At 64.0% G+C, this 24,612-nt stretch carries 19 protein-coding genes and 1 tRNA gene; 10 read left to right on the top strand and 10 right to left on the bottom strand.

Translation table 11 applies throughout. The features are described from left to right. The first annotated feature begins 510 nt into the window (after window positions 1–510). Window positions 511–1,998 carry an amino acid permease gene (locus ACRQDJ_RS01590; protein ID WP_284903717.1) on the top strand — a complete coding sequence of 496 codons (1,488 nt, stop codon included), beginning with the start codon at window positions 511–513 and terminating at the stop codon, window positions 1,996–1,998. 114 nt (window positions 1,999–2,112) lie between these two features. Here ACRQDJ_RS01590 and ACRQDJ_RS01585 read toward each other — a convergent pair whose 3' ends face one another. Beyond that, a complete protein-coding gene (locus ACRQDJ_RS01585) occupies window positions 2,113–3,504 on the bottom strand; it encodes an NAD-dependent succinate-semialdehyde dehydrogenase (protein ID WP_435711054.1) in 1,392 nt (463 codons plus the stop codon). A gap of 390 nt (window positions 3,505–3,894) precedes the next feature. Between ACRQDJ_RS01585 and ACRQDJ_RS01580 the strand changes: the two genes are divergently transcribed. Then, complete coding sequence (locus tag ACRQDJ_RS01580; RefSeq protein WP_435711055.1) at window positions 3,895–4,767, top strand: hypothetical protein; 873 nt, start codon at window positions 3,895–3,897, stop codon at window positions 4,765–4,767. Window positions 4,768–4,779: 12 nt separating this feature from the next. Here the strand turns inward: ACRQDJ_RS01580 and ACRQDJ_RS01575 are convergent, their stop codons facing one another. The 3 genes from ACRQDJ_RS01575 to ACRQDJ_RS01565 all read right to left on the bottom strand — a co-directional run bounded on the left by ACRQDJ_RS01575 (window position 4,780) and on the right by ACRQDJ_RS01565 (window position 8,344). Then, window positions 4,780–5,643, bottom strand: coding sequence for a Cof-type HAD-IIB family hydrolase (locus ACRQDJ_RS01575; RefSeq protein WP_284903710.1), 864 nt, complete (start codon window positions 5,641–5,643; stop codon window positions 4,780–4,782). 97 nt (window positions 5,644–5,740) lie between these two features. Further along, window positions 5,741–6,697 carry a ribokinase gene (locus ACRQDJ_RS01570; protein WP_284903709.1) on the bottom strand — a complete coding sequence of 319 codons (957 nt, stop codon included), beginning with the start codon at window positions 6,695–6,697 and terminating at the stop codon, window positions 5,741–5,743. A gap of 168 nt (window positions 6,698–6,865) precedes the next feature. Further along, window positions 6,866–8,344 carry a threonine synthase gene (locus ACRQDJ_RS01565; protein WP_284903707.1) on the bottom strand — a complete coding sequence of 493 codons (1,479 nt, stop codon included), beginning with the start codon at window positions 8,342–8,344 and terminating at the stop codon, window positions 6,866–6,868. 187 nt (window positions 8,345–8,531) lie between these two features. Between ACRQDJ_RS01565 and ACRQDJ_RS01560 the strand changes: the two genes are divergently transcribed. From ACRQDJ_RS01560 to ACRQDJ_RS01550, 3 genes are read left to right on the top strand one after another with little or no spacing between them, the layout of a single operon-like run. Continuing rightward, the gene (locus tag ACRQDJ_RS01560) at window positions 8,532–9,896 is read left to right on the top strand and encodes an ABC transporter permease (protein WP_284903706.1); all 1,365 of its coding nucleotides are present in this window, start codon (window positions 8,532–8,534) and stop codon (window positions 9,894–9,896) included. Continuing rightward, window positions 9,893–11,332, top strand: coding sequence for an FtsX-like permease family protein (locus tag ACRQDJ_RS01555; RefSeq protein ID WP_284903704.1), 1,440 nt, complete (start codon window positions 9,893–9,895; stop codon window positions 11,330–11,332). Before ACRQDJ_RS01560 ends, ACRQDJ_RS01555 begins: the two co-directional genes overlap by 4 nt. 9 nt (window positions 11,333–11,341) lie before the next feature. Then, window positions 11,342–11,986, top strand: a complete 645-nt coding sequence (locus tag ACRQDJ_RS01550) for an ABC transporter ATP-binding protein (RefSeq protein WP_284903702.1) — start codon at window positions 11,342–11,344, stop codon at window positions 11,984–11,986. A 66-nt stretch (window positions 11,987–12,052) separates the two neighbouring features. Here the strand turns inward: ACRQDJ_RS01550 and ACRQDJ_RS01545 are convergent, their stop codons facing one another. After that, window positions 12,053–13,348 (bottom strand): DNA cytosine methyltransferase, encoded by a 1,296-nt coding sequence (locus ACRQDJ_RS01545; RefSeq protein ID WP_435717747.1) that lies wholly within the window; start codon window positions 13,346–13,348, stop codon window positions 12,053–12,055. A 193-nt stretch (window positions 13,349–13,541) separates the two neighbouring features. Between ACRQDJ_RS01545 and ACRQDJ_RS01540 the strand changes: the two genes are divergently transcribed. Next, window positions 13,542–13,925, top strand: coding sequence for a hypothetical protein (locus ACRQDJ_RS01540; protein ID WP_284903700.1), 384 nt, complete (start codon window positions 13,542–13,544; stop codon window positions 13,923–13,925). Window positions 13,926–13,987: 62 nt separating this feature from the next. Here ACRQDJ_RS01540 and ACRQDJ_RS01535 read toward each other — a convergent pair. From ACRQDJ_RS01535 to ACRQDJ_RS01525, 3 genes are all read right to left on the bottom strand, one after another. Further along, window positions 13,988–14,063 (bottom strand) — tRNA-Ala (locus ACRQDJ_RS01535). A 147-nt stretch (window positions 14,064–14,210) separates the two neighbouring features. Then, entirely contained in the window at window positions 14,211–15,632 is a 1,422-nt protein-coding gene (locus ACRQDJ_RS01530) for a DUF6667 domain-containing protein (protein ID WP_435711062.1), read from the bottom strand. 128 nt (window positions 15,633–15,760) lie between these two features. Then, window positions 15,761–16,987 carry a molybdopterin molybdotransferase MoeA gene (locus tag ACRQDJ_RS01525; protein WP_284903697.1) on the bottom strand — a complete coding sequence of 409 codons (1,227 nt, stop codon included), beginning with the start codon at window positions 16,985–16,987 and terminating at the stop codon, window positions 15,761–15,763. A 161-nt stretch (window positions 16,988–17,148) separates the two neighbouring features. Between ACRQDJ_RS01525 and ACRQDJ_RS01520 the strand changes: the two genes are divergently transcribed. From ACRQDJ_RS01520 to mscL, 4 genes are all read left to right on the top strand, one after another. Continuing rightward, on the top strand, window positions 17,149–17,784 hold the full coding sequence (locus ACRQDJ_RS01520) for a 5-formyltetrahydrofolate cyclo-ligase (protein ID WP_284903696.1): 636 nt from the start codon (window positions 17,149–17,151) through the stop codon (window positions 17,782–17,784). 107 nt (window positions 17,785–17,891) lie between these two features. Next, complete coding sequence (locus tag ACRQDJ_RS01515) at window positions 17,892–18,101, top strand: FmdB family zinc ribbon protein (RefSeq protein ID WP_284903695.1); 210 nt, start codon at window positions 17,892–17,894, stop codon at window positions 18,099–18,101. 108 nt (window positions 18,102–18,209) lie between these two features. Continuing rightward, window positions 18,210–18,842 carry an SAF domain-containing protein gene (locus tag ACRQDJ_RS01510; protein ID WP_284903694.1) on the top strand — a complete coding sequence of 211 codons (633 nt, stop codon included), beginning with the start codon at window positions 18,210–18,212 and terminating at the stop codon, window positions 18,840–18,842. Window positions 18,843–18,892: 50 nt separating this feature from the next. Next, window positions 18,893–19,276: a large conductance mechanosensitive channel protein MscL gene (gene mscL, locus ACRQDJ_RS01505; RefSeq protein WP_026428418.1), complete on the top strand. Its 384-nt coding sequence runs from the start codon at window positions 18,893–18,895 to the stop codon at window positions 19,274–19,276. 163 nt (window positions 19,277–19,439) lie between these two features. Here mscL and ACRQDJ_RS01500 read toward each other — a convergent pair whose 3' ends face one another. Continuing rightward, window positions 19,440–19,841, bottom strand: a complete 402-nt coding sequence (locus ACRQDJ_RS01500) for a hypothetical protein (protein ID WP_284903692.1) — start codon at window positions 19,839–19,841, stop codon at window positions 19,440–19,442. Window positions 19,842–19,851: 10 nt separating this feature from the next. Further along, window positions 19,852–24,546 (bottom strand): PDDEXK-like endonuclease domain-containing protein, encoded by a 4,695-nt coding sequence (locus ACRQDJ_RS01495; RefSeq protein WP_284903690.1) that lies wholly within the window; start codon window positions 24,544–24,546, stop codon window positions 19,852–19,854. Window positions 24,547–24,612 lie beyond the last annotated feature (66 nt).

Genomic DNA, 24,612 nt, shown 5'->3' with positions numbered 1-24,612 from the left:
CGACCGATCCCATTCGCCAGCCGTGCACTCCACTGAGCACCTGCCACAACAGTCACAATACTTTATTGCGCTCTATTAATATACGGGAACGATGAGATTTCCGAAACTCTGTGACCATCGTCACTATCGGCAGTTTAGCTTCAAATTCCGCGCCAAATTAACACGTACTTTTTATTGAAGAAATGTAAGTTACCAGGTAGAAGTGCATGCGGGCGAATTAATATACCCCGTTTCCCACAATCCATCCGAATGGCACCAGCTGTTAATCATGTGTCTATAGTGACAATTGGTGTCTGTACCACTCCGCAAGCGCGTCATGTTTCACTATGCACGGCGGCGGGCACCACCTACTCACCGGAAAGGCTCCACCGCTCCGGCCAAGCATCTCACGGGCGGGCAGCTCTCACCCTCACCCTTTCCATCACGCGCCCATAATTCCCCACCCGCGCACTCAAGGCGATAAGCTCAAGGCGCTATAAGCACATTCCTCACATATCGGGAAAGACCTCTATGTCCACGAATTCCACGCCGGCACCCGCCGGAACTCCAACACCCGGCACGCCCACGGCACCCGGCACACCCACGTCCAGCTCACCGGCACCCGCCGGCACACCAGCACCGGGTACCCACACCAAGCATCACGCTGCCCACCTGCACCGCGACCTCCACAATCGCCATATCCAGATGATCGCGCTGGGCGGGGCCATCGGCACGGGCCTCTTCTACGGCTCGGCTTCCTCCATCAGCCTGGCCGGCCCGGCGATCCTCTTCGTCTACCTCATTGGCGGTTGCACGATCTACCTTGTTATGCGCGCCCTGGGTGAGATGAGCGTGCACGAGCCGGTCCCCGGCGCCTTCTCCCACTACGCCTACAAATATTGGAGCCCGCGCGCCGGCTTCATCTCGGGTTGGAATTACTGGTTTAACTACATTTTCGTGGCGATGTCGGAGCTGTCCGTCGTCGGCCTGTATATCAACTACTGGTTCCCGGCGGTCCCCACCTGGCTCACCGCGGCCTTCTGCCTGGTGTTCATCACGGCGGTCAACCTACTCGGGGTGCGCGCCTTCGGCGAATTCGAATTCTGGTTCGCGCTGGTCAAAGTGGTGGCGATTATCGGCATGATCGTGCTGGGAATCCTGGTGCTCGTCGTCGGGCTCCAAGAACCCCACCAGGTTCCGCCCGGAACCTCCTTCGCCGAGCTGGTTTTCCCCAATGGCCTGAAGGGGGCGACTTTTGCTTTCGTCGTCGTTATGTTTAGTTTTGGCGGCATTGAGCTTATCGGCATCACCGCCGGGGAGGCGGACGACCCGCGCCGGTCCATCCCGCGCGCCATCAACCTGGTGATTCAGCGCATCCTCATTTTTTACGTGCTCTCGCTCGCCATCATCATGGCGGTCATCCCGTGGCGCTCCATCGACGGGCACGCCAGCCCCTTCGTCCAGATTTTCGATTCGGTAGGGATCACCTTCGCGGCCCATATCCTCAATTTCGTGGTGCTCACCGCGGCGCTCTCCGTCTACAATTCCGGCCTGTATTCCAATGGCCGCATGCTGTATTCCTTGGCGCAACAAGGAAATGCGCCGCGGATTTTCGCCACGCTTTCGCGCGCGGGCACGCCGTACGTGGGAATTTTGACGTCCTCGGCCGTGACGGTGGTGGCGGTCATTGTAGTCTTCGCGTTCCCGAATTTCGCTTTCGGGTACCTGCTTTCCATCGCCCTCATCGCCGGGATTATCAACTGGACGATGGTCATGATCACGCAGCTGAAATTCCGCGCCGCACTCGGCCCGGAACGCGTGGCGGGCCTTAGCTACAAACTCCCCGGTGGCCTCGCCTCGAGCATTTTCGTGCTGGTGGCGCTGGCGGCCTGCGTGGTCCTCATGCTGTTCCAAGACGCCTACCGCGTGGCCGTTTTCGTTGGCCCAGCCTGGCTGCTGCTCCTCACCATCGCCTACCAGGTGAAAGTTTCGCGTGAGAAGCGCCATGCGCGCGCGTAATTATTATTAAAGTACGACGACGACCGGGCCGGGATGTGAGCATCCCGGCCCGGTGCATCTGGCCCACGGGAGATTGGGCCACCCGCGGCTGCTTGGGCCGCGGGCGATCAGGGCTTAGAATTCGCCGTCGATGGGCGAATTGGCCACCACCTTGATATTGACGAATTCGTGAATACCCAGGTCGATGAGTTCGTGGCCGTAGCCGGAGTTCTTCACGCCGCCGAAGGGAATATCCGCCGCGACCGCGGTGGGATGGTTGAGGTAGACCATTCCGGTATCCAGCCGCGCGGCTACCTTCTTGCCGCGTTCCAGATCCTCGGTAAAGACCGAGCCGCCCAGGCCGTAGGGCGAATCATTAGCGAGGGTAATCGCCTCTTCTTCGTCCTTGACCCGGTAAATCTGGGAGACCGGCCCGAAGAATTCCGTATAGCGGCACTTCGCGCCCTCGGGGATTTCCGTGAGGATAGTGGGCTGGAAGAAGTTGCCGTGCTCGGGTAGCTCAATTCCGGCTTCTTCGGCCTTGGCGCCCTCAGCGATAGCTTCCTCGAGCTGCTTGGCCAGATCACGCTTTGCTGCCGCGGAGGAGAGCGGCGCCAGGGTGGTTTCCCGATCCATCGGGTCCCCGGCCTTGAGCTGCTTGACGCCTTCCCGGTACTTCTCCAGGAATTCGTCGTACACGGAATCCACCACGATCATGCGCTTGGATGAGCAGCACACCTGCCCGGCATTCCAATGCCGGCCGGTCACCGCCCAGGCGACCGTCTTATCGATATCGGCATCCTCGAGCACGATAAAAGCATCGGCCCCACCCAGTTCCAGCGTGGACTTCTTAATGTACTTGCCGGCCAGCTGCGCGATAGCCGCCCCGGCTACTTCCGAGCCGGTGAGCGCCACTCCGCGCACCCGCGGATCGGCCAGCACAATTTCCGACTGGTCATGCGAGAGGTAGAGATTCTGGAAGCAGCCTTCGGGCAGGCCCGCTTCGCGGAAGATCTCCACGAAGGCAGCGGCCGATTCCGGAACGATGGATGCGTGCTTGAGAATGAGGGTATTGCCCGCGAAAAGCTGTGGGGCAGCCACGCGGACAATCTGGTAGTATGGGAAGTTCCACGGTTCCACCATGAAGAGCACCCCGAGCGGCTGGAAGAGCAGCTGCACGGAATCCTTCCCGTATTTATCCGAGGGGAGCGTGCGGGTGGCCAGATACTTTTCGCCATTGCGCACGTAGTCTTCAAACATCGCGATGCAGATATCGACTTCCGCTTCCGCTTCCCCGATCACCTTGCCCATTTCCTTGGTGATAATCGAGGCGTATTCGGTGCGGCGTTCGCGCAGCAGGTCGGCAGCCTTCTGAAGCACCTGCGCGCGCTGTTCATACGATGTTTCCCGCCACGCCAGGAAGGCGTTATGGGCAACGTCTACTGCCTTCTTGACTTCCTCATCCGTGGCAGTGGGATATTCCTTGAGTATTTCACCGGTGTACGGACTGACTGTCTTGTACGCCATTGTTCGACCTCCGCGTATCGGTGCGAGCAGACCCGCGGCCCGCCCGCGTAGTGGATATATTCGATGGACTTCCCGGCGTATCCCGCGCGCCTCGCCCCCCTTGCACGAGCAGCGCAGATACAGGGACTTAGGGCCGGGTAGAGAGGCGACGGCGCTTCGCTACCCGCGGGAAGAGAGCATATATACGGTTATGGGCGGAACGCGGAATCTCCCGCATTCCTACCTATCACTCTACCTATTTTTGGACACATGTGAGGGGTTTCATATCTCTGGGTGAACATGGGAAAGCCTTGGGACCCCTGTCCCGGTGCTGCGTCGTCGTTCCACTGCGCACGCGCTACAACGTGCCCGCCATGCCCGCCGCCGGGGCGCGGCCCCTACACTAGGGGTATGAGTAATACTTTCCCCCAGGGGGCAGACGTGCCCTCGGAACGCTCCTCGAATCCGCCCGAGCCCAACGGCACTCCCGCGCCTATCCCCGCGCCTATGCCCGCACCGGCGCCAATGCCAACGCCGGCGCCCGCGGTTCGCACCACTCCGCCGCTGGCGGCTCCGCTCGGCGTGCTGGCCGGGTCCATTATCGGTTTTATTGGTACGGCGCTGCATTTCTGGACTCTGCATATGAGCGCCGGCACCCAGTCGGAAGATTTCGGCGTCAAGCTGTGGGAAACCGATACCAAGTCGGTGGCCATTTTCATCACCATCGGGCTGGCCCTGGGCGCGATTGGCGCTTTCGTGGGGCTGGTGCGCCAGGCGCCCGCCGCCGTGCGGAAAACGTGGTCTTCGGGTGGCATCGTCGGCGCCGTTATCGTGGGGATTTACCTGGTCATTAATATCAAACCCTCGGATGCGGATACCATCATTGCTTACGGGCAGGCCCAGGGCGTGGATGTGGATATTGCTCCCGGTATTGGCTACTACCTGCTCGCGGTGGCCGCGGTGCTCATGTTGGGCTTCGGCATCTGGCAAATCGCCAAAACTCCGGCCACGGTAGCCAGCCCCGCGCAGCCCGGAACCGGTGCCGGCGCCGCCGCGCAGGCACCTTTCGCCGGCCAGAGCCCGCAGTTCCCGCCGCAGGATCCCGTTTTCCCGCCGGCACCGCCCGCTGCGCCAGCAGCGGCGTCGTCGCCCGAAAATACGGACCGCGCAGAAAGCGCAGCGCCCGCGGAAACGCAGCTCGTGCAAGAACCGCGCGAGGGCGAAGAACCGCAACAGCCCCGCGAAGGTGAAGACCCGCAAGCACCGCAGGCCCCGCACAACTAGCGAAGCTGACGGCTACAGGCCCAGCTCGAAGAGGTCGTTGAGCACGGTGAGCACGCCTTCTTCCGCATTGGAGGGCGCCACGTAGCGGGCGGCCGCCACCACATCGGGCTGGGCATTCGCCATGGCGAAGCTGAAGCGGGCGTGCTCGAACATGGGGATGTCATTATTGAAATCCCCGAAGCACAGGGTTTGCGCCGGGCTGATGCCCAGGCTGGCCTGGAGACCGGCCAGGCCGGTGCCTTTCGTGGCGGCGGAGGGATTCACATCCGTCCACAGTTCGCCGCTGCGCACCACATCCACGCCCGGCCCGAGGGTTTCCAGCAGCGGAATCACGCGCCGGAGCGGGTCGGCGAAACTGAGCACCCCAATTTTGTAAATCCCCTCGGTATGGGGCATGAGGTCAGGGACGATCGCATTCGCGTGGTAGTAGGCGAGGGTTTCGTCCAGGAACGCGCTGTCGCGGCGTTCGGCGTAAGCCTTCTCACCGCAGAGCACCGTGCCCACATCCTCCCCGGACGCGCTGAGCTCGCGCACGATCTCCACCACCCGCGCGCTGGTTTCCCGCGGCAGGGTGGTGGTGGCCAGCGGCTCGCCGTCCCGGCGCACATTCGCCCCGTTCTCCGCGATAATCGGCATGCCTTCCACGTGGGCGGAAAACATATCCGCGAGGGTCTGGTACTGCCGCCCGGAGGCCGGGCAGAAAATAATGCCACGCTCGCGCAGGCGCGCCACCAGCTCATCGCCGCGTTCCGGGAAAATCTTCCCCGGCAGGAGGAAGGTGCCATCCATATCAACGACGACGAGTTTCACGCTGGCGGCGGCCTCACGCAGGAGGCTCAGATCGGTGGGGGCGGGCTCGGTAGGTGCGGGAGGCACGAAAAAACCTTTCTGGGTAGTACTGGGGTCAAGCGCCGTGCTTAGTTTTCCGTGGCGGGTACGCGGCGAAAAAGCCCGCGGCACCCGCTCCGGTTGCTTAGTTTTCCGTGGCCGCGGCGTCCGCTCCAGCACCGCTAGCGGCGCCAACACCGGCCAGCGCCACCACATCCGCGCGGCTGGCCGTATAGCCTTGCGCCCCGGAGGCCCCGGTGGCGATAGCGCCAAGCGCCGTGCCCCACCGGGCCGCGGTAGCCAGGGATTCACCCACCGCCAGTGCGGCCGCAAAAGCCCCCACAAAAGCATCGCCCGCGCCGGTGGTATCCACAACATCCACGTGGTGGGCGGGTAGCGCATCGGCCTTGACATCAGCATCGGGCAGGTAGGCGTCAATATACTGGCAGCCGTGGCTTCCCAGCGTCACCACGATGGAACCGCCGTAACGCAGATGGAGCTGCTGGGCGCGGTCGGTCACCTTGGTTCCCAAGATGGTATCCGCCTCGGTTTCATTGACGATGAGCACGTCCACATTCTCCAGTAGGTGACCCACCGGGGCGGCCGGGGCGGCATTGAGCACCGTGGTGGCCCCGCGTTTCTTCGCCTCCGCCAGGGCGGCCGCCACCGCGGGTTCGGGAATTTCCAGCTGGCAGACCACAATATCCCCCGCCTGCACCGCGGCGAGGCGCTCCACCACATTCTCCGGGGTATTCGCGGCGTTCGCACCGGCCACCACCACGATGGCATTTTCGCCATCCGCATCGGATTGGATCATGGCCTGCCCGGTGGGTTCACTCACCCGCAGCACGGCAGTCATATCAAGATTTTCTTCCGCGGCGAGCTCCGTGGCAACGGCATCCCCCACCGCATCGCGCCCGAGGGCGGCCACCATCGTAACGGGAATTCCCATGCGGGCCGCGGCAACCGCCTGGTTGAGGCCCTTCCCGCCCAGCGCGGTGTGGGAGCTGAGCGCGGAAATTGTTTCTCCCGGCTCCACAAAATTCTCCACCTTGAGGAAAGTATCGGAATTCATGCTTCCAACAACGAAAATGCGTGCCATGGATACACCCCGTTCTATTTAGGCTCGTGCGCGGGCGACGGCGCCAATCGCGCGGCTCATCACCCCCATACTACCCGGAGCCGCTCCGGTTCCGGGCGCGCTCACCCAAAGGTGGTACGACGACGCGCGCGGCGCGCAGCGCCGCGCGGGGAACCCACCCCCTGCCCACTAAGCGCAATGCGTGGCGATGTACTCGCGCACCGCTTCCGGACCGGCGGGAACCTGGGTTGCACGCTGCGGGAGGGCGAGCAGCCCGGCCAGGCGTTCCTCCAGGCCATCGGCCACATCCCCGACCGCTTCACGCACGGTATGCGCGAATTTCTCCGGGCGGGCGGTTTCCATGGCGAGCACCGTGACCGCGCCGTCGCTCAGGCGGCGGGCCACCGTGACCGCGTCCGCGGTATGTGGGTCAATGAGAATCCCGCTGGTCCGGTAGGTCCATTCGATAGCAGCCAGGCGGTCCGCATGGTGGGATGAGGAGGCCGCGAAACCGAATGTCTCCCCGAATTCCGGCAGATAATCGCGCATATCTAACGTCCCGGTGGCGCTCAGCTGCGCCCAGGCGGCCGGGAAATCCTCCCCCAGCACCTGCCAGATGAACCGCTCCACATTGGAGGCCTTGGAAATATCCATGGAGGGGCTGGAGGTGGCGAAGGTGTGCTCGCGCGAGCGCGGGGTATAGCGCCCGGTGGTGAAGAATTCTTCCAGCACATTATTTTCGTTGGTGGCCAACAGCAGGCGGCGGATGGGCAGGCCCATGCAGCGGGCCAGGTGACCGGCGTAAATATTGCCAAAGTTACCCGAGGGCACACAGAAATCCACCTGGCTGGCCCCGGCCCCTTCCCCGCCGGCCCCACCGGGAGCGGGAGGGGCGGCCGCGCCAGCGGCGGCGTCGTCGTTCAAAGCCTGCGAAAAAGTGCCATCGGTATAACGCAACCACGCCCAGAAGTAGTAGACGATCTGCGCGGCGATCCGCCCGAAGTTGATGGAATTGACCGCGCCGATGCGGTAGCGGGTTTTGAAATCGATATCCGAGCTGAGGGTTTTGACGATATCTTGGCAGTCGTCGAAAACGCCATCGACGACGAGGTTGTGGATATTGGCGTCCTGGAGGGAATACATTTGGGCGCGCTGCACCGCGGACATGCGCCCGCGCGGGGAGAGCATAACCACCTGCACGCCCGGCTGGCCGCGGAAGGCGTATTCCGCCGAGGAGCCAGTATCCCCCGAGGTGGCGCCCAGGATGGTGAGTTCGCGCCCGGTGGCGGCCAGCACGTAGGGAATGGCCTGGCCCAGGAATTGCATGGCGAGATCCTTGAAGGCCATGGTGGGGCCTTCGGATAGGCCCACCAGCACGAGGGTGTTATCCACGCGGCGCAGCGGCACCCCGCCCGGGAAATTCTGCGGGCTATAGGCGGCCGCGGTGAGGCGCGCGAGGTCCGCGGTGGGAATATCGGTGGCGTACAGGCCAATAATCGCGGCGGCCAGCTCCGGGTAGCTCAGGGTGCGCCAGGCTTCGAGCTGGGCAGCATCCACCTGCGGGATGCTGGCGGGCACCACCAAGCCGCCGTCCGGGGCCAGGCCGTCGAGCAGAATATCGGTAAAAGAAGCCGGTTCCATCCCGGAACGCGTGGAGATGAACTGCATGCTCGCCTTTCGCTGAGGGTGGGCGCGGGGAAGAAGGCCGCTCTCCCATCATAGTGGCTCCCGGCGCGCAGAGCCTCGCGAACGGCTCTTCACATTCTCTTCACGAAGCCTCCAGGAAGTCTCCAGTAAGCTGAGAAAAGCTACTACCTATCAGAAATTTTCCCGAAAACGTGAAAGGTACCCGGTAGTGACCTTAGCTGGACGCGCGTGGCGTTACGTCGCCCGAAAACATATCCGTACCCTGCTTCTTTTCGTCATTATCACAGTGGTGGTGACCGTGCTGGTTTCGGCCGGGGCGGTGCGCACAGCCTCAGCCGCCGCGGGCCGCGACGCGGAACGCACCCTGGGCTCCGGTTTCGTGCTGGAGAACTCCCCCTATAACTCCGGCACCCCGCGCGGGGGCGGCACGGTCAAACCCGCGGACGTGGAGCGAATCGCCGCCCTGCCCGGGGTGGATCGCTACACCGCGCGCCAGGATGTGACCGCGGATCTGGTGGGTGCCAAGGTGGCTCGGCTGGATCGCCAGGAATATGACGCCAAGCGCGAGGCGCAGCTCGGCAACGCGGTGAGCGTGCGCGGGGTGAGTTCCAGCGCTGATGAAACGAATATTCGCAGCGGCACCCTCGAGCTGGTGGCCGGGCGGCATATTACCCGCGAAGATAAAAATAAGGCGATTATTCACGAGGATTTGGCGCGGCTCAACGGCCTGACCGTGGGCTCGAAACTCACCCTGCGCGGAAACCCCTACGATTACGACAATACGAAGAAATCCACCGCGGAAGTCACCGTGGAAATCGTGGGGCTGGTGCGCGGGGATAATCCGCAGCCGGCCGCGCGCCGCCTCGAACTTTTCGCCAACGCGGTCTACACGGACCTCGCCACCACCCGCACGCTCTACGCCTACACCCCGGAAACCGAGATCTACCAAGACACCACCTTCTTCGTGGCCGACGGCACCGATAGCGAAACGGTCATGAAGGAGGCGCGCGGCCTGCCCATCGATTGGCGTAACTATCAGCTCACCCGCACCTCCCAGCTGCTCACCGGGATTACCGGCGCGGTGGCCGGGGTACAGAGCGTCATGACCGGCGCGATTATTACGACGGCGCTCCTTGCCCTCGCGCTTCTTAGCCTGGTTCTGGTGCTCTGGCTGCGCGAACGCCGCCGCGAAACTGGCGTGCTGCTCGCTATCGGCACCTCGAAAGCGAAGATTCTGGGCCAGTACCTGGTGGAGCTGCTCTTTATTACTATTCCGGCGGCGGCGTGCGGGGTGGCGCTCAGCACCGTGGTCGCCCAGCGGGTGGGGACCAGTGTGCTGGCCTCAGTGAAGAAATCCGGGATGGAGGAGCTCACCTCGCAGGCCCCGCTCGGGGGCGGGGTGGATGTCACCACGGCCACCCGAACCTTGGATGATCTTGCGGTCCAGTTGAGTGCGGGTACGACGACGCTCGCTCTGGCCCTCACCCTCGCCGTGCTTATCGGGGCAACCGTGCTGGCGGCTCTTCCCATGCTGCGCACCTCCCCGCGCAAGCTGCTGGTGAGTGCGGCATGAGTGGGGTAACTCCCGAAAGTGGGCACGTGGGTGACGGTGCGCTAGTGGGCGATGGTGCGCGAGTGCGCGATAGCGAGCCACAGGGGACTCAGCTCCCCGCACCCATGAGCGCAGCGAGCCGCGCCGGGCTCGCGCTGCGGCGCCGCCCGGTTCGCAACATCCTGCTTTTCGTGGTTATTAGCGTGATTTTTACGGCGCTGGTGGCGCAGGCAGGAGTGCGCGGGGCCATGGGACAGCTGCGCACTGCTATTGACGCCCAGGTGGGAGCCGGGTTCGTGGCGAGCGCGCCGGCTACTTCGGCAGATGGTTCGGCCGAAACTTCGCCTGCTGGTTCGCCGGGCAATGCGGGTGATGCGGTCCCAAGCGATAGCCCACATACCACCCCCCGCGATAATCCGCTGACCCAAGCCGCGCCCACCCTGAGTCCGGCCCAGGCCAGCCAGCTCGCGGCGCTGCCTGGAGTGGCGAGCACTGCCACCGAGCAAGATATTCTGGCCACTCCGGTAGGTGCTACAGCGGTGGCGACCGCGGGCGGGGTGCAGCTGGATGCCGGAGTCATGGGCGCGGTGACGGTGACCGCGAGCTCGGATCCGGCGCGTTTCCCGGCTTTCGCGGCCAAGCTTTACCGGCTCACGTCCGGACAGATGAACAGCAGCGCGAAACCGGGCGCCCTCATCCACCGCGATTTCGCCGAGGCGAATAGCTTGCGGCTTGGCGATGAGCTACGGCTACGCGGCCCGGCCGGCGAGGTCACCCGCCAGGTCACCGGGATTTTCGACGGCACCACCCCGAATCCTTCCGGGTTGCCGGCAAACGCAGCCGCGAATCGCATCCTCGTGGATAGCGCGGCCGGCCGTGAGCTCAGCGGGGACGCGGGTGCCACCCGGGTGCGGTGTTTCACCGCGAGCGCGAGCGAGTTACCCGCCAGCCTGGCCGCGGCCCGCGCCACGCTCCCCGATCTCAGCTACGAGCACAATGCCGCGAGTTTCACCGGGGTGCTGCGCGCGGTGGATAGCGTGGAGGGGCTGCTGAGTGCGCTGCTCAGCGGTGCCTGCGCTGCCGGCGTGGTGATTGCCGCGGCGGTGTTGGCCCTGTGGGTGCGTGGGCGTATGCGGGAAATTGGGGTGCTGCTCTCGCTCGGGCAGCGGCGCCGCGTGATTGCCGGCGGTTTCGCGCTTGAGTTGGGCGCGCTGGCGCTGGCTGGCGGCGTCGTCGCTATTCTTGCGGGGCGCCAGCTTACCGCGCTCGTCGGGCGGGCCGTTGTGGACGGTGCGGCACCGGGCGCGCTGGCCGGGTTGCCGCCGGTGGCGGTGAGCGGCGCGGATATTGCGTGGGCGCTGGGTGTTGGCGCCGGGATTCTTGCCGTGGCGCTGGCTATTGCGCTGTTTCCGATTTTGCGCCGGTCTCCCCGGCAGATTCTTTCGTCACTGAGTTAGGAAAAGATTATGAATGTTATGGAACTTGATCACGTGAGTTACAGCTACCCGGGTAGCGGCGCGAAGGTGCTGACCGATGTGTGCGCGGGTTTCGAGCCGGGTACGGTTACGGCGCTGCTGGGAGCTTCGGGTGCCGGGAAATCGACGCTGTTGAGTTTGCTGGCGGGTTTGGATACGCCCACGAAGGGCGCGGTGCTTTTTGAGGGCGTGGATATTGCGACGACGGGCTACGCCCATCACCGCCGCGCCCATATTTCGCTGGTGTTCCAGAATTACAATCTCATTGATTACTTGACGCCGCTGGAGAATGTGCGGTTGGTGGATCGGCGGGCGGATAGTTCCGTGCTGCTGGAGCTGGGGTTGAGTGAGGATGAGATTCACCGCAATGTGCTGCGGCTTTCTGGTGGGCAGCAGCAGCGGGTGGCGATTGCGCGGGCGCTGGCCTCACCCGCGCCGGTGATTCTTGCGGACGAGCCGACGGGGAACCTTGATGAGGACACCGCGCGCGGCGTGGTCCAGATTTTGCACGACGCCGCACATCTGCACGGCAAGTGCGTCATTCTTGTCACGCACTCCGCGGATATTGCCCGCGGCGCGGATCGCGTTCTCACGCTCTCCCACCGGCGCCTCACCGAGCGTACGGCTGCACGCTAAGCAGGCGGGATGCGGGCGGGGAGCGGCCAGAGCTGAGGCGTGTATTCCGCAGCTGATGGGAATTTCCTAGCAAGCTGTGCGCATCCGTTGCGGAATAACGCGTTCCGTGAGCCCGAAGTGCGCGTGGGCCTCGGTCGCGGTGAAAGAAAGTAATGCTTCATCGCCGAGCGAGGTGAATTCACCGCGGGTAGGCGTTACGTTATCAGCCTTGAGTAGCTCTGCGGCTACCGCGCGGCCAAGCATGACAGGAACGGAATTTCCGATTTCTCTGAATCCGTTCCACTTGGTTACGTGGAATCTGAACCAATCCGGGTAGCCATGCAAACGTGCTGCTTCCCGTACTGTAATTACCCGAGGATGGACGGGATGAATAGGGCGGGGAGCTGTGTACGCACCACGGTCTGAGGCAGTACCGGCCCGCAAGGTATTGCAGATTCCTTCTGGGTGAAGCCGAAGGAATCTGCTGATACGTTCGGTTGTTCCGGGAAGAGTAGCGGTGAATCGGTCAATTGATTTTTGAGTATGAACTGTTCGTGCGGATGCAGTAAGCCGATTACCCACGGCCGGGCGCGGCCGGGCGTAATTCCTCAGATCTTGTGTGATACCACGCAGGATTGCCGCGTAGGGGCTTGGTTCCGAATATTCAGTGCTCGCCACCGAGTCACCGCGCAGCAATTCCTCAAAAGTATCTGCATCGGGTAGATCTGCAAGAGCGTCACTGACACTGGGACCCAACGGGAGCAGACTCTCTTCCGGGAGTGAACCATCGATACGGCGTGGCGTATACCGTGGACTCGGGTAGCTGGGGCGCGGGCAGTCCTGCCGATAGCCCAATAAGAAGAGCCTTTTTCGGGATTGTGGAGTGCCAAAATCTGCTGCCTGTAGCACCGATACTGGCTCGACAATGCGATAGTCCCCGTGAGAGACAAATAGTGCGATAACTTCGTCGAGGAGCTGCCGGTGCGAACCGATAGTTAGCCCCGCAACGTTTTCCATAACGAAGTAGCGCGGGCGCAATTCCAGGACTAAACGGACATATTCCTTGAGGAGGGAATTACGTTCATCGTCCAGAGCTCGTTTGCCTATCAGTGAGATCCCCTGGCAGGGTGGACCTCCTGCCACAAGGTGAATCTCTTGATCCTGAATATCTGATTCGGAGCGGATCATAGCGCCGCTGACGTTACGCACGTCCGCGCAGAAAGTCTTACCGTAGGGGAAATTAAATTCGTGGACAGTAGCGTGGATCGGATCGTATTCAACGGACGCGGTAACGTCATACCCGGCTTCCTCAAGGCCGAGAGAAAGCCCGCCGGCACCCGAAAAGAGGTCCACAGCAATGGGACGACGAATACTCTGTGACATGCTCGCAGTTTATCAGTGGCCTACGACAGAATTTTGGAGTAGAAGGAAGCCTCCGCGACCGTATCGCCCATGGTAGCCTGAATATCGAAGACCCCGGAACGATCCCTAGCCTCGGCTAAATCGCCGGGGTTACGACTTTCCAAGATCCGCACATACGTCACAACCGGTCCAATAGGCCGGGTTCGGAGTCGGAATGATTAAATGGCCGCCAAGGCAAATCGGAAGAGGGTTAACAGTACTCCTAAGCGTCATTGTTATGCTTTGGGGTTGTTCAAACGGCAAAACCACTTTGCACTCGGAAAAGCTCATCAACTGGACGCAGTACGAAGTTACAGATTCACACGAGCTGACTTTCACCGTTATCACGGGTGACCCCAAATGTTTCAAGTTGCGTACCGTCACCAAGGAAACTGATGGACGCATTGAGGTGGCAGTTATCGAAGGAGTACTACCGAATGCTCCACAGCACTGCACGGCTGTAGGCCGGATCGAAAAGCTCATTGTTAAAACTGAAGCCCCAGCGCTAGAACTGGATGTCCACGTTTTACCAGCAGAAGAAGTCCAACTAAATCCCTGACTTCCGAAAAGCAGACTTCGGTAAATGAATAGAAATGTGGTGTGAGTATTTATTAGCCAGAATGGTGGAGCTAAGGGGATTCGAACCCCTGACCTTCTCATTGCGAACGAGACGCGCTACCAACTGCGCCATAGCCCCAAAGACCTGATTAGTTTAGCACCCGAACGGCCCGGAATGAAATTTCGGGGAGTGGTTCCCATTACACCACTCCCCGATCTTCCTTTTCAGTTAGTACCCGCGGCGCGGCAGCACATCAGTCAACCAGGCTGCCTCGGCCTACCACAGCTACGCGCGGCGCTTGCGCAGCAGCTCGTCCAGAGCCGCCCCACCCGCGAGGCCGTCATGCGCAGGTGCAGCCACCTGGGCAGGAGGCACTGCGGCTTCGGCCTTCGGTGCCGGCGCGCTGCTTTGCGACGCAGCTTGACCCGCCGGCACTGCGGAAGCCGCCGCGCCTTGCGCCACAGCATCCACAAACGTCACCCGCTCGCCAATCTCCTTCGGGCGGTATGGTACCGGAGCTACCGGAGCTTCAGGGGCTTGGTAGGGCGCTACCGTTCGCTGTTGGATCTGCGGCTTGAGCGTATAGCTGGGCAGCTGGCGGCGCGGGACCGCCCCCGCAACGAAACGCTTAGGAAGTTTCTCCGCTTGTTCACGCTGCGAACCGGCGATAGGAGCGAAATCTTCCGTGGCGATAATCCCCTGTTCAAGGGTCACCGAAATGCCGGAACGGCGCTTAGGCGCCCGCGCCCCCGCGTTCCGGCTCCGTGCTTTTCCCGGGTTCACCCCGGCATCATGTTCCTCGGTACTCGCAGCCTGAGCATCGCGAGCTTCACCAGCGGCACCGTCACGAGCATCGCCAGCAGCTTCACCTTCGCCAGCCGCATTTGCGCCGCCGGTGGCCGCCGAAGCAGCCGTTGGCGTGGTGGCCGCGCTCCTACTCCCCGCACTCGCGCTCGCCGCGCTCCGGCTGAGATCAGCGCTCCGCCCCAGGTCCGCACTGCGGCTCGCATCGGCCGTCAGCGCCCCGAGGTCATCGCTTCCCAGGGCCGCGCTGGCCGCGCTCAAAGCCGAATGGGCGGAAGCCGCCGAGACCGCCGAACGCCCGGGGCGCGGGCGAGCCGGGCGGCGCGAATGGCGCTGCGCCCCGCGGGTCTTCCGGATACCAAGTTCCTCGGTGAGCTCGGCAATATCCTCACGGTCACGAGCGGTTGCCTTCCCCATTTCACTGAGGAGGTAGCCGAAGCCCGCCCCGTACAGCACCCCGATGCCCACAGCAACGTAGAAAATCCAACGTGGCATCGTCGTCGTAAAAGCAAGAGCGCCGAGCACCACAATAAGCAAGCCTAAAGCGCCCGCAACCACAAAACCGCGCTGCCGATTTGCCGCGCGTTGGGAAATACGTGCCTTACGGCGCGCGCGTTCCCGCGCCAGGGTGCGCACATTACCCCCCGCGCTGGGTGGAAGAATATCGCGTTCGTCGTTCTCTGCCATGATGACCTCCGGCTTCCGGAAAAAAATGGCCCCGGTTGGCCCGCCCGTTTCCACGCCCGCCGTTCCGTCCGGCAGCGCGAGGGTGCGTAGCTGGGGTGAATAGCGTTCGTCGATGCGCACATCCGCGAGGATGACGCGCCGCCGATACACACCAGGGATGACATAGACCATGAGCAGCACAACTACTGCCATCAACGCGTATCCCTGGAATCCCACACAGCCACTTTAACCAATCGCGGGGCGCTCAGGCAGGGACGCGCCGTTACTTTCGTAGAGAGAATAACAACGATGTGATTCGTGGGACGAATGGGGTTGTTGAGCAGGGCTATCCCTTCAAGCTGGGCTTACCCGTTGAGAATCATGCACTCTAATTCGTCGCCAATTCCCACGCTTTCCTTATCCGCGGGAACCACCGCGAGCCCGTTCGATTTCGCGAAATTCGCCAGGGAGAGCAGCTCCACATCCCCCACCGGGTCAAATTCGTAGCCGGCGCGCGGATCGCCGTACACCTGCACCCGCACGTAATCTTGCACGCCGGGCCGGGAGAGCAGCCCGCGCGCCGCCCGAGCCCGGATCGAGCGCGGGGTCACATGCTTGTAGCCGGCCATTTTCCGCAGCGAGGGGCGCACAAACACCTCGAAGCACACCAGCGCGGCCACCGGGTTGCCCGGAAGGCAGAACATGAGTGCCGAATTTGCGACGTCGCCCCCGATGGTACCCACCCCGACGTGCCGGCCCGGATTCATAGCGACGGCGTCGAACCGCATCGAACCGAGCGGGGACAGGACCTCCTTGAGGGTATCTCCACCCCCGTAACTCAAACCGCCGGTGGTGAGGATAACGTCAGCGCGCAGCAGCTGGTCCTCCAAGGACTCGCGCAAAAGATGCCGGTCATCGGAAACCGCCGGTACGCGATACGCAACCGCCCCGGCGTTACGCACCGCGGTGGCAAGCGCGTGCGAATTCGCGTCGTAAATCTTTCCGTTCCCCAAAGCTTTTCCGGGCGCCACCAGTTCATCGCCCACAGACATCACGACGACGCGCGGCGCCGGGCGCACCCGTACCCGGTCGCGCCCGGCCGCCGCCAGCAAGGCAATATGGCGCGCCCCGATACGGGTGCCTTCTTCCAGAATCGTGGTGCCGGCCCGCAGGTCCTCACCCTGCGCGCGCACATTCTCCCCGGGGGCCACGCGCGCCGTAATATCCACCTGCGCTTCCCCGTGATCCGTATCGATAAGGGGAACAACGGCGTCCGCGCCCGTGGGCATCCGCGCCCCGGAAGCAATGCGGGCCGCCGCGCCGGGAGTGTGGGCGATGCGGTCGGTGGTGACGGCGAAAATATCATCGGTCACCGGGAAATGCACCGGGCGTGCGGGCTCGGCACCGAAAGTTTCGTCCGCGCGCACCGCGTACCCATCCAGAGCCGCCAGGTCGGTGTGAGGAACATCAACAGTTGCGACGACGTTTTCGGCAAGAATACAACCCATCGCGTCGGCAAGCTCCACATCGAGAGCCTCCAAAGGCTGGGCGACCTTTAAGAATTCATCGAGTTGCTCGGCTACTGTTTTCACGTATTCCTCCTCGGTACACAGCACAGCGTACCGGTTTGGGGGCCTGCCGGCGCTCACGCCGCGCGCACGGGCCTTGTTATTAGAGCACGACGGGCCTTGACTCCACACCACAAGGGCCTTACTCCTAGCGGGCATCCAGCACCTCGTGCCACACTGGTGCCATGACCGACCACACCATATCTCTTCCTGACGTCTCCGCGATGGCGGTGCCGGAAGCCAAACAGGCCTTGCGCGCAACGGTGCGCGCGGCTCGGGCCAAGCGCACGCCCGCAGCCCGGGAGGAAGCCGAAGCCCGCTGGGTCACCACCGTGCTGGATTTCCTCGGCACCGCCACCACGGTTGCCGGCTATATTTCCGTCAATAACGAACCGGGCACCCGGGCCCTATGCGATGCCATTGTGGCCAGCGGGCGCACCCTCCTTGTCCCCAAGCTCGGCCCCGGGCTCACCCGCCAGTGGGCGCGCTACACCGGCGCGGAGAATCTCACCGACCAGGCCCCCGGCCGCCCGCCCGCACCCCGGGGCGAAGCCCTCGATTCCACGGTATTACGCGAGGTAGACGCCGCTTTTATCCCCGCGCTGCTCGTCAATCACGACGGCGTGCGCCTGGGCCAGGGCGGGGGCTGGTATGACCGCGTGCTCAAGCAGCTCGATAGCGCCACCCCGGTCGGCGCCCTGATATGGCCCGAAGAATACGTGCACACGCCCCTCCCCCACGATGAGATGGACGTGCCGGTGCGTTACGTTCTGCTCCCCGAGACCGTGGTGGACCTGGGCGGACATTCTCCCCTGCACTAGGGTTGCGGGCGACTTCCCCGAGGGCACGTGTCACGCGCTAGAATAATGCGCCGTACGGCTTGTGCCGGCCGCCCCTCGGCTCGGCCACCGGCCCGGAAAGGAAGAACGTGCCTACCTACAGTTACCGTTGTGACAATTGCGGTCACCATTTTGATGCGCACCAGTCGATGACAGCCACCGCCCTGGTCACGTGCCCGGAGTGCGGGAAAGACGCATTGCGGAAGGTAATGGCAGGGATTAGCGCAATCGTGTTCAAGGGTTCGGGTTTCTACCACAATGACTCGCGTTCTTCGGGTGGGAGCTCCACGCAGAACTAAGTACGACGGCGCAGCTCGGTTTATCCCCAGCTTCGCGAAACGCTGCCGGTATCCACAGGCGGGCCCACTTCTGGTTGGCGGCTGAGCATTCCTCGCTAGCCTCAAGCTATGACTGGTATCCACACGCGGCTGTGGCGGGCACGCCATCTGCTGCTGGCCGGGGTTGCCCTCCTGGCTTTTTTCACTATTCTTCAGGCGATTGAGCGCCGCTACCCGGAAACCGGGCAAGTGCTGGTCGCGCGCCGCAATCTAGCGGCCGGGCATGTGCTGAGCGGGCGTGATGTGGAGGCGCGCACCGTGGCCCGGGATCTCATTCCGGAGAATGCGCTTTCTTCGCAAGCTGAGGCCAGCGGGCAGCGCCTGGCCGCTAATATTCCGGCCGGGTATCCCCTAGCCCGCGGGGTGCTGCTCTCCCAAGAATTCTTACGTGATCCACCCGCCGGGCACGTGGTGGTGGCGGTGCGGGTGGCTTCCGATGGGACCGGGAGCTTTATTGAGCCGGGCAATTTTATTGGCTTATATGCGCCGGCCCCGGAACATAGTACGGAGGCCGGAGCAGTCCGGGTGGTGGAACGAGCCGCGGTGGTGGGAATCGGCGAAGAGGAAAAGAATGCCGGCATGCTCTCCGAGGGTGTCACATATCGGGTGCTCTACCTGGTTGTTCGCGAAAAAGACGCTAATCTTATCGTGGGCTATGCTGCCGCGGATTCTTTGCGGGCAGTGTTGGTAGCCCCTCCATAGTTTCTGCCGCCGGGGCATTCCCGGTGGCGCTCCGCGCGAAAGGATGGAAGGTGCTCGCGGGTTTCAAGAAATTCATTATGCAGGGTAACGTCATGGACCTCGCCGTCGGTGTTATCGTCGGTGCGGCTTTCTCAGCCGTGGTGAAGTCCCTGACGGACCATATTCTCATGCCGCTTATCGCCGCGATTTTCGGCCAGCCGAATTTTGACGGTAATTTTGTGTGGCACCTGGGTGGGGGCGAAATCCAATTCGGGAGCTTCCTCACCGCGGTGGTCAATTTCTTCATCGTGGCTTTCGCGCTGTACTTCTTCCTGGTACTCCCCATGAATAAGATGCGTGAACGCCACGCCAAGCCGGCCGCGGAGGCCCCGGAAGATCCCCAGCTCATCCTCCTCAAGGAAATCCGTGATGAGCTGCGTGCCAAGCGCGACTAATCTGCGCGATTGATGTGCCCGACTAATCCGCGCGACTAATGTGCTCGGCTAATCGGCGCGACTCACCGCTCGAATACGTGCAGTTCTGAACTCGCGCGGTTCTGAGCGGGTGCGGGGCTTCGCTGTTTTCCGGAGTCCGCTACCGCTTAGAGCTTGCCGATATTTAGAGCTTGCCGAAGTGGGGCGGGCGTTCGTCAAGAATGCTCTGTTCGTGAGCGGTGCGCGCCACAATATCTCGCGTGCGAATATCGCGTGCGGATACGGCCGCGTCCCGGGGTGCCACGGTAGTGGCCCCCGGGGCGCTCTTTTTTAACGCGGATTTTTTGGTGGGCGTATCCGGGTGCGGTAGGGTCGCTCCCCCGTCCCCGCGCGCGAGGCGCTGGAGGGCTTCGGCGGCGTCCTTGAGTTCGCCACTTTCCACCCGCCGGGCATCTACCTCGGAGAGGCGCACCACCGCCCGGTGGACGCGTCTTGCCTGCTGAGCACTATCCCCCTGGCTGCTATCTGCAACCTGGCTGTTATTTACCACCCGGTGGGTGCTTCCGGAATGTGCCTTGCTCGCCACGGCCGCGCGCCTAATCCTGGGCCAGGCCGGAGCGGCGCACCACGTTACCGAGCACCGCATCGGCCTGGGGCCCGCGGCGGCGAATATCAAGTTCGCTGCGCAGTTCTTCCACCAGCTGTTCGGAGTTACGGGCCACCCCATCGGAGGCAATCCAGGCCACCATGTCATCAAGCTGGTCATCCGAGTAGGCGGCTAGCGGCAGGCCCGGCCGCACCGCGGGTTTCTTTCCTCGGGCTCGCCGCGATGCTTCCGGATCCGGCGCGGAAGTTCCGGCCTGTGCACTGCCGGCCGCGCTACCCGAGGCCGGGGTGTGCGTACCTGAACTGTTATCTGCGCCGGCTTCGCCCTGCTGAGCTTCCGCGCTTTCCGTGCTAGCAGCGCCCGGCATTCCGGCGCCCGGCGCGCCCGCGGCACCCGGCGCGCCCGATGCGCCAGCATCGCCACCAGCACCCGCCGCAGCAACATCCGCTTCATCCGCCACATCCGCGACGTCCGCCCCAAACGCGGGGGTATCTTCAGCCCGGTGGCGCGCGGCGGCCTCATCGCGGCGCACCACCCGCACGAGCGCTTCGATACGGTCCGCCTCAGATTCCGGATCAAGGAAAATCGAGGAGGAGAAGGTTTGGACCACCTTCCAGCCCAAATCCTCGAGCATCTCGACCCGGTAGCGGTCCCGGCGGCGCAGCGATGGTTCGGCAACGTAATCGGCGTCGTCGGTCAGAACAGCCACCCGCCAATCGCCTTCGTGTTCGGCAACAACCAGGGGGATGCGCAAGCCGGCGTCGTAGCCGTAGTAGAGGGCGGTGAAAAGCCCGCGCCCGCGCAGGCGCGCGGCCAGGTCGAAGAGCAGCGGGCTGGCCTTGGCCACGTCCTCGTCCGCCCCGATGAGTAGTTCTTCCCGGGCGGCCGTCTCCAGCAGGGTGGCCAGGAGCCGGGGCGCCGCCCCGGAAAGGTCATCCACCCCGATATCGCCGGGGCCCAGCGAAGAAATGACACTCATATAGCGGCTGGGAACCAGGAGTGCCTCGCTCAGGTAGCGCGCGCCTTCCGCTTCGGTAAGCGGGCCGAAAGTATGAAGCACCCGGCCGTGCACCGTCTTGCCGAAGCCCACCGAGAAAATAACCCGGTCGCGCCGCAGCCCGCTCGCCCCGGTAATATCCACCACCGGCACCAGGCTGGACGCGGATTCGCCCGCCTCGGTCAACGCCGGGCTATTGGCGATGGTGCGTTCCACCGCCGCGCGCACATGCACGGCATGCAAACGCGAAATCGTAATAACCGCGAGGGATTCCTCCGGGCGGGTGAGGAGGTGATCCACCACCGCATCCACCACCGCGTCCACTTCCGCGCTGGGGGCTTCCACCATTCCGGTATTCGGGGAGGGAACCCCGCGTCCGTCCACTACCTGCAGGCGGTCCGCCCGGCGCACCCGCCCCGCCGGAGCGGCGCGGTCGGCGTCGTCGTACCCGAGGGTGCGCAAGCAGGCGAGGGCAAGATCATCGTGATGCGCACGGAACGTGGGAAGTTCGCACACCGGAAGCGCATCGGCCAGGGCCGCGAGCGCGCTATCCGCGCCCGCCCGCGCCACGTCACCGAGGACGACGAGCTGCGAGCCGCGCGCCATGAGGGCGACCACCGCGGCGAGCGGAACATCCTCGATACCGTCCAGAATCACCACATCCGCCCAGGGCAGGGTGGGGATGAGCTCCGGGACCAGAGCCGGGGGCACCACCCATACAGGGCGGGCCGCCTGGACCAGCGCGGTTGCTGAAGCGGCCACGTCGGCCAGCGCGCTCACGCCGGCGCGGGCCAGGTAGCGGTCCACCGCCACGGTTTCTTCGCGCTGCTTGCGGGCCACCGATTGCATATGGGTAATTGCGGCGCGCAGCACCGGCCCGGGCAGGCTCTCCACGTGTTCGCGATCCAGATCCCGCACCGTGTGTACAAGCATGGCCAGCTGTTGCGGGCCGGCCTGGGCCAGCACGGTATTCCGAGCGATGAGCTGTTCGAACACAGAGTTGGTGTAGGCCAGGTCGAGTTCGGCGGCCACCGCTTCCCCGCTCACTTCGCGGCGGGCCATATCGCGGGCGAAATCTCCCAGGCCGCTGTCCTCAAGGTCGTGGAGCAGGTCGATGCGGCGCGGCTGGGAATCGAGCACCCGGCGCTGGGAGACCAGGGTGCGCACCAGGGCCAGCACGTTTTCGATGGGTTCGCGGCGCAGGCCGGCGCGGTGCGGGAGGAATTCTTCGAGTTCACGCACCTGCCCGTCCACTTCCGCGGCGGTGGCCCGGATCATCGTCATGCCCTCGGGGAGGGTGGGCCAATCGCTTTCCGCGCTGTAGCGGCGCCAGATATCGCGCTGGCGTGCCACTTCGCTCAGGGCCGCGTGCATATCCGCCACCCGGATCCCGGGGCGCACAAAATCGCGGGCCTGCTTGGTCAGGGCGCGGCGCTGGGCACGTTTCATGCTTTCGCCGTGCTCGGCGCGCCATTCATCACTCGCGGTGGCGATCACCATATCGGCAACCGAGCGCTCATACACGGCGGGTTTGAAGACCTCGAGGGTATCGGCGATCCCTTCGAGCATCTTGATTTGTTCCATCCACTGAGCCAGGGTCTTCGGGCGGGCCAGGCCGGTCTCCCCGGCCACCCGCTGGGATTGCTCCATAACCAGGGGAAGGGTTTCGGTGGCCATGCGGGTCACGGTGGAGAAGGCGCGGGCGGCGTCGTCCTCCGTGCGCACCTGCGCGCGCAACCATTCCGAATTCCCGCCCCCGCTAAAAGCCCCGGCGCGACTCGCCTCCGCGAGCCGTTCGAGCACCGCCTCCCGATCCTCACGAACGCGCGCCGCAGCGGTGGCATCCAGGCGCACCTTCGTGGCCGGGCCCTGGGGCTGGGCGGCGAGCTCGGCCAAATGCTCAAGCACGTCATATACCGAGGTATTCCACACCGGATCGACGGCGTGCAGAGCGTTCACGTAGCCGCGCAGGCTGCGGCGCGCCGCCTTGAGATCGCGGCGCACGGCCAGGGTGCGTTCTTCGTCGATCTGCGGGAACTTTTGGCGCAGGCCCTGGCGCAGCCGCAAAGCCGCGCCGTTAATATCAGAAAGATCAATGAGCAGTTCCCCCACGCCGAGCTCACCGGCCCGCGCGGTCACCGCGGCGCGCCGCGCCCGACTGCCGGGAATATAGAGGACGGAGCGGCTGGATGCGGCTGCGTCCGCGGCAATCGCGACCAGGGTGGTCACGTCCGCGCTTCCCGGCGGGGTATCGATCACGACGTCGCGGCCAGTTGCCACGGCTTCCACCGCGGCAAGTTCAGCCACATCCAAATCGCCCACTCCGCGTTCGCCTTCGGGGGCCCGGTCGCGTTTTTCGGCCGGTGGGAGCGGGGCGCTGGTGAGCTGGTGGGTTCCGCGATCCCCGGCAATTGCCGCGAGCACCCCGGAACGAATCATGACCGGGCGCAGCAGCTCCGCGTCGGTAATCGCGCGCGCGGCCGGATCGGCAAACATGCCCAGCAGCACCTGCGGACGGTAGGAAGCCCCGGGCAGGTAGAGATGCGATAGACGCCGCACCCGGGTAATAAGTTCATCTTCGGTGGCCCGCTCCACCCGGGTGAGCTGGGCCAATTCGCGCACCGGGGCGCCGTGCTGGCGCAGCGCGCTCACAATATCCGGATTGACGGACAGGGCCGGGGTGGTTTGGATAAGGGCATCCGTGCCCACGTCCTCCACCTGCAGCAGGCGGTACACAATCGGCACGCTAACTTCGCGCACCTGCCGGGTTTCTTCACTGTTGGAAGCGGCGGCTTGCGCGGTGCTTTGCCCGGCAGCTTCCGAGGCGGCTTGGGTGGCGGGTTGCTCGAGCGACTCCTCGAATCCGGCCGACTCCTCCCCGAGGGCTGCCTCTGCACCGTTCGCGCCAGAACCGCCGGCCGCCGCGTGAACAGCGGCTTCCTCCGCGCAGGCCCGCATCGCTTCCGGGTCGAGCTTGAGTTCGCCGGTGTCCTCATAGCCGGGCTCCAGCTCATCACTGGGCCGACGCGGCGGGAGCTCCGTCCACGTCAGATTGCCGCTGGCCAGCTGAATCGGGGCGTACCCGTATTCTTCCGCGGCGCGCGCCACCTGGTCCCGCAGGGTACGCCAGGTAGCGAGGGCCTCCTGCTGGCTGCGCTCCTCCCGAATAAGCGAGGTGAGGCGGGTGGGCGCCCCGGAAGAAAACTGCGCTCCCCCGGTCGGGTGCGGATGGGTGAGATCAATGCACACCCGGGCGGCCACATTCTCCGCCGCGCGCTCGGCCCGCGCGGCCAGCTCCTCCTGCCAGGCCGCATAGGCCCGCGACACGAGATCTTCGCGCTGCGGGGCGGGAAGCGGCGCGGGATGGTCCTCCGCTTCCGCTCTACTACTGTCACTTTCAGTTCCGTGTTGCACAGCTGCGGTTTCCGAGGCGCCGTGCGGTACGACGCCGCTAGCGCCGGCCTGCGGTGCCTGCTGAGCTGGAGTGGCGGAATTTCCGGCGGCTTCCGCGCTGGCGGCGGACTCAGCCGCGGCCGGTGAGGAAACGACGGGCGTATCCTGCCCGGGTTCCGCGGGGTCACGGTCGCCCGCGGGCAGCGCGGCGGCCTCGGGAACCGCGGCGGTATCACGAGAAAGAGATTCACGAGCCGAATGCCGGCGAGATGAGCGTCTGAAGAGAGGAGTCACAACCTTAACGCTACTCAGGTCCGGCGTAAAAGTCCCTATGCGCGCCGCAATAAGCCAAAAATTACG

The organism is Actinotignum urematis (assembly GCF_051264595.1).
Classification (GTDB): Bacteria; Actinomycetota; Actinomycetes; order Actinomycetales; family Actinomycetaceae; genus Actinotignum; species Actinotignum timonense_A.
This window is presented reverse-complemented; position numbering and strand designations above follow the sequence as displayed.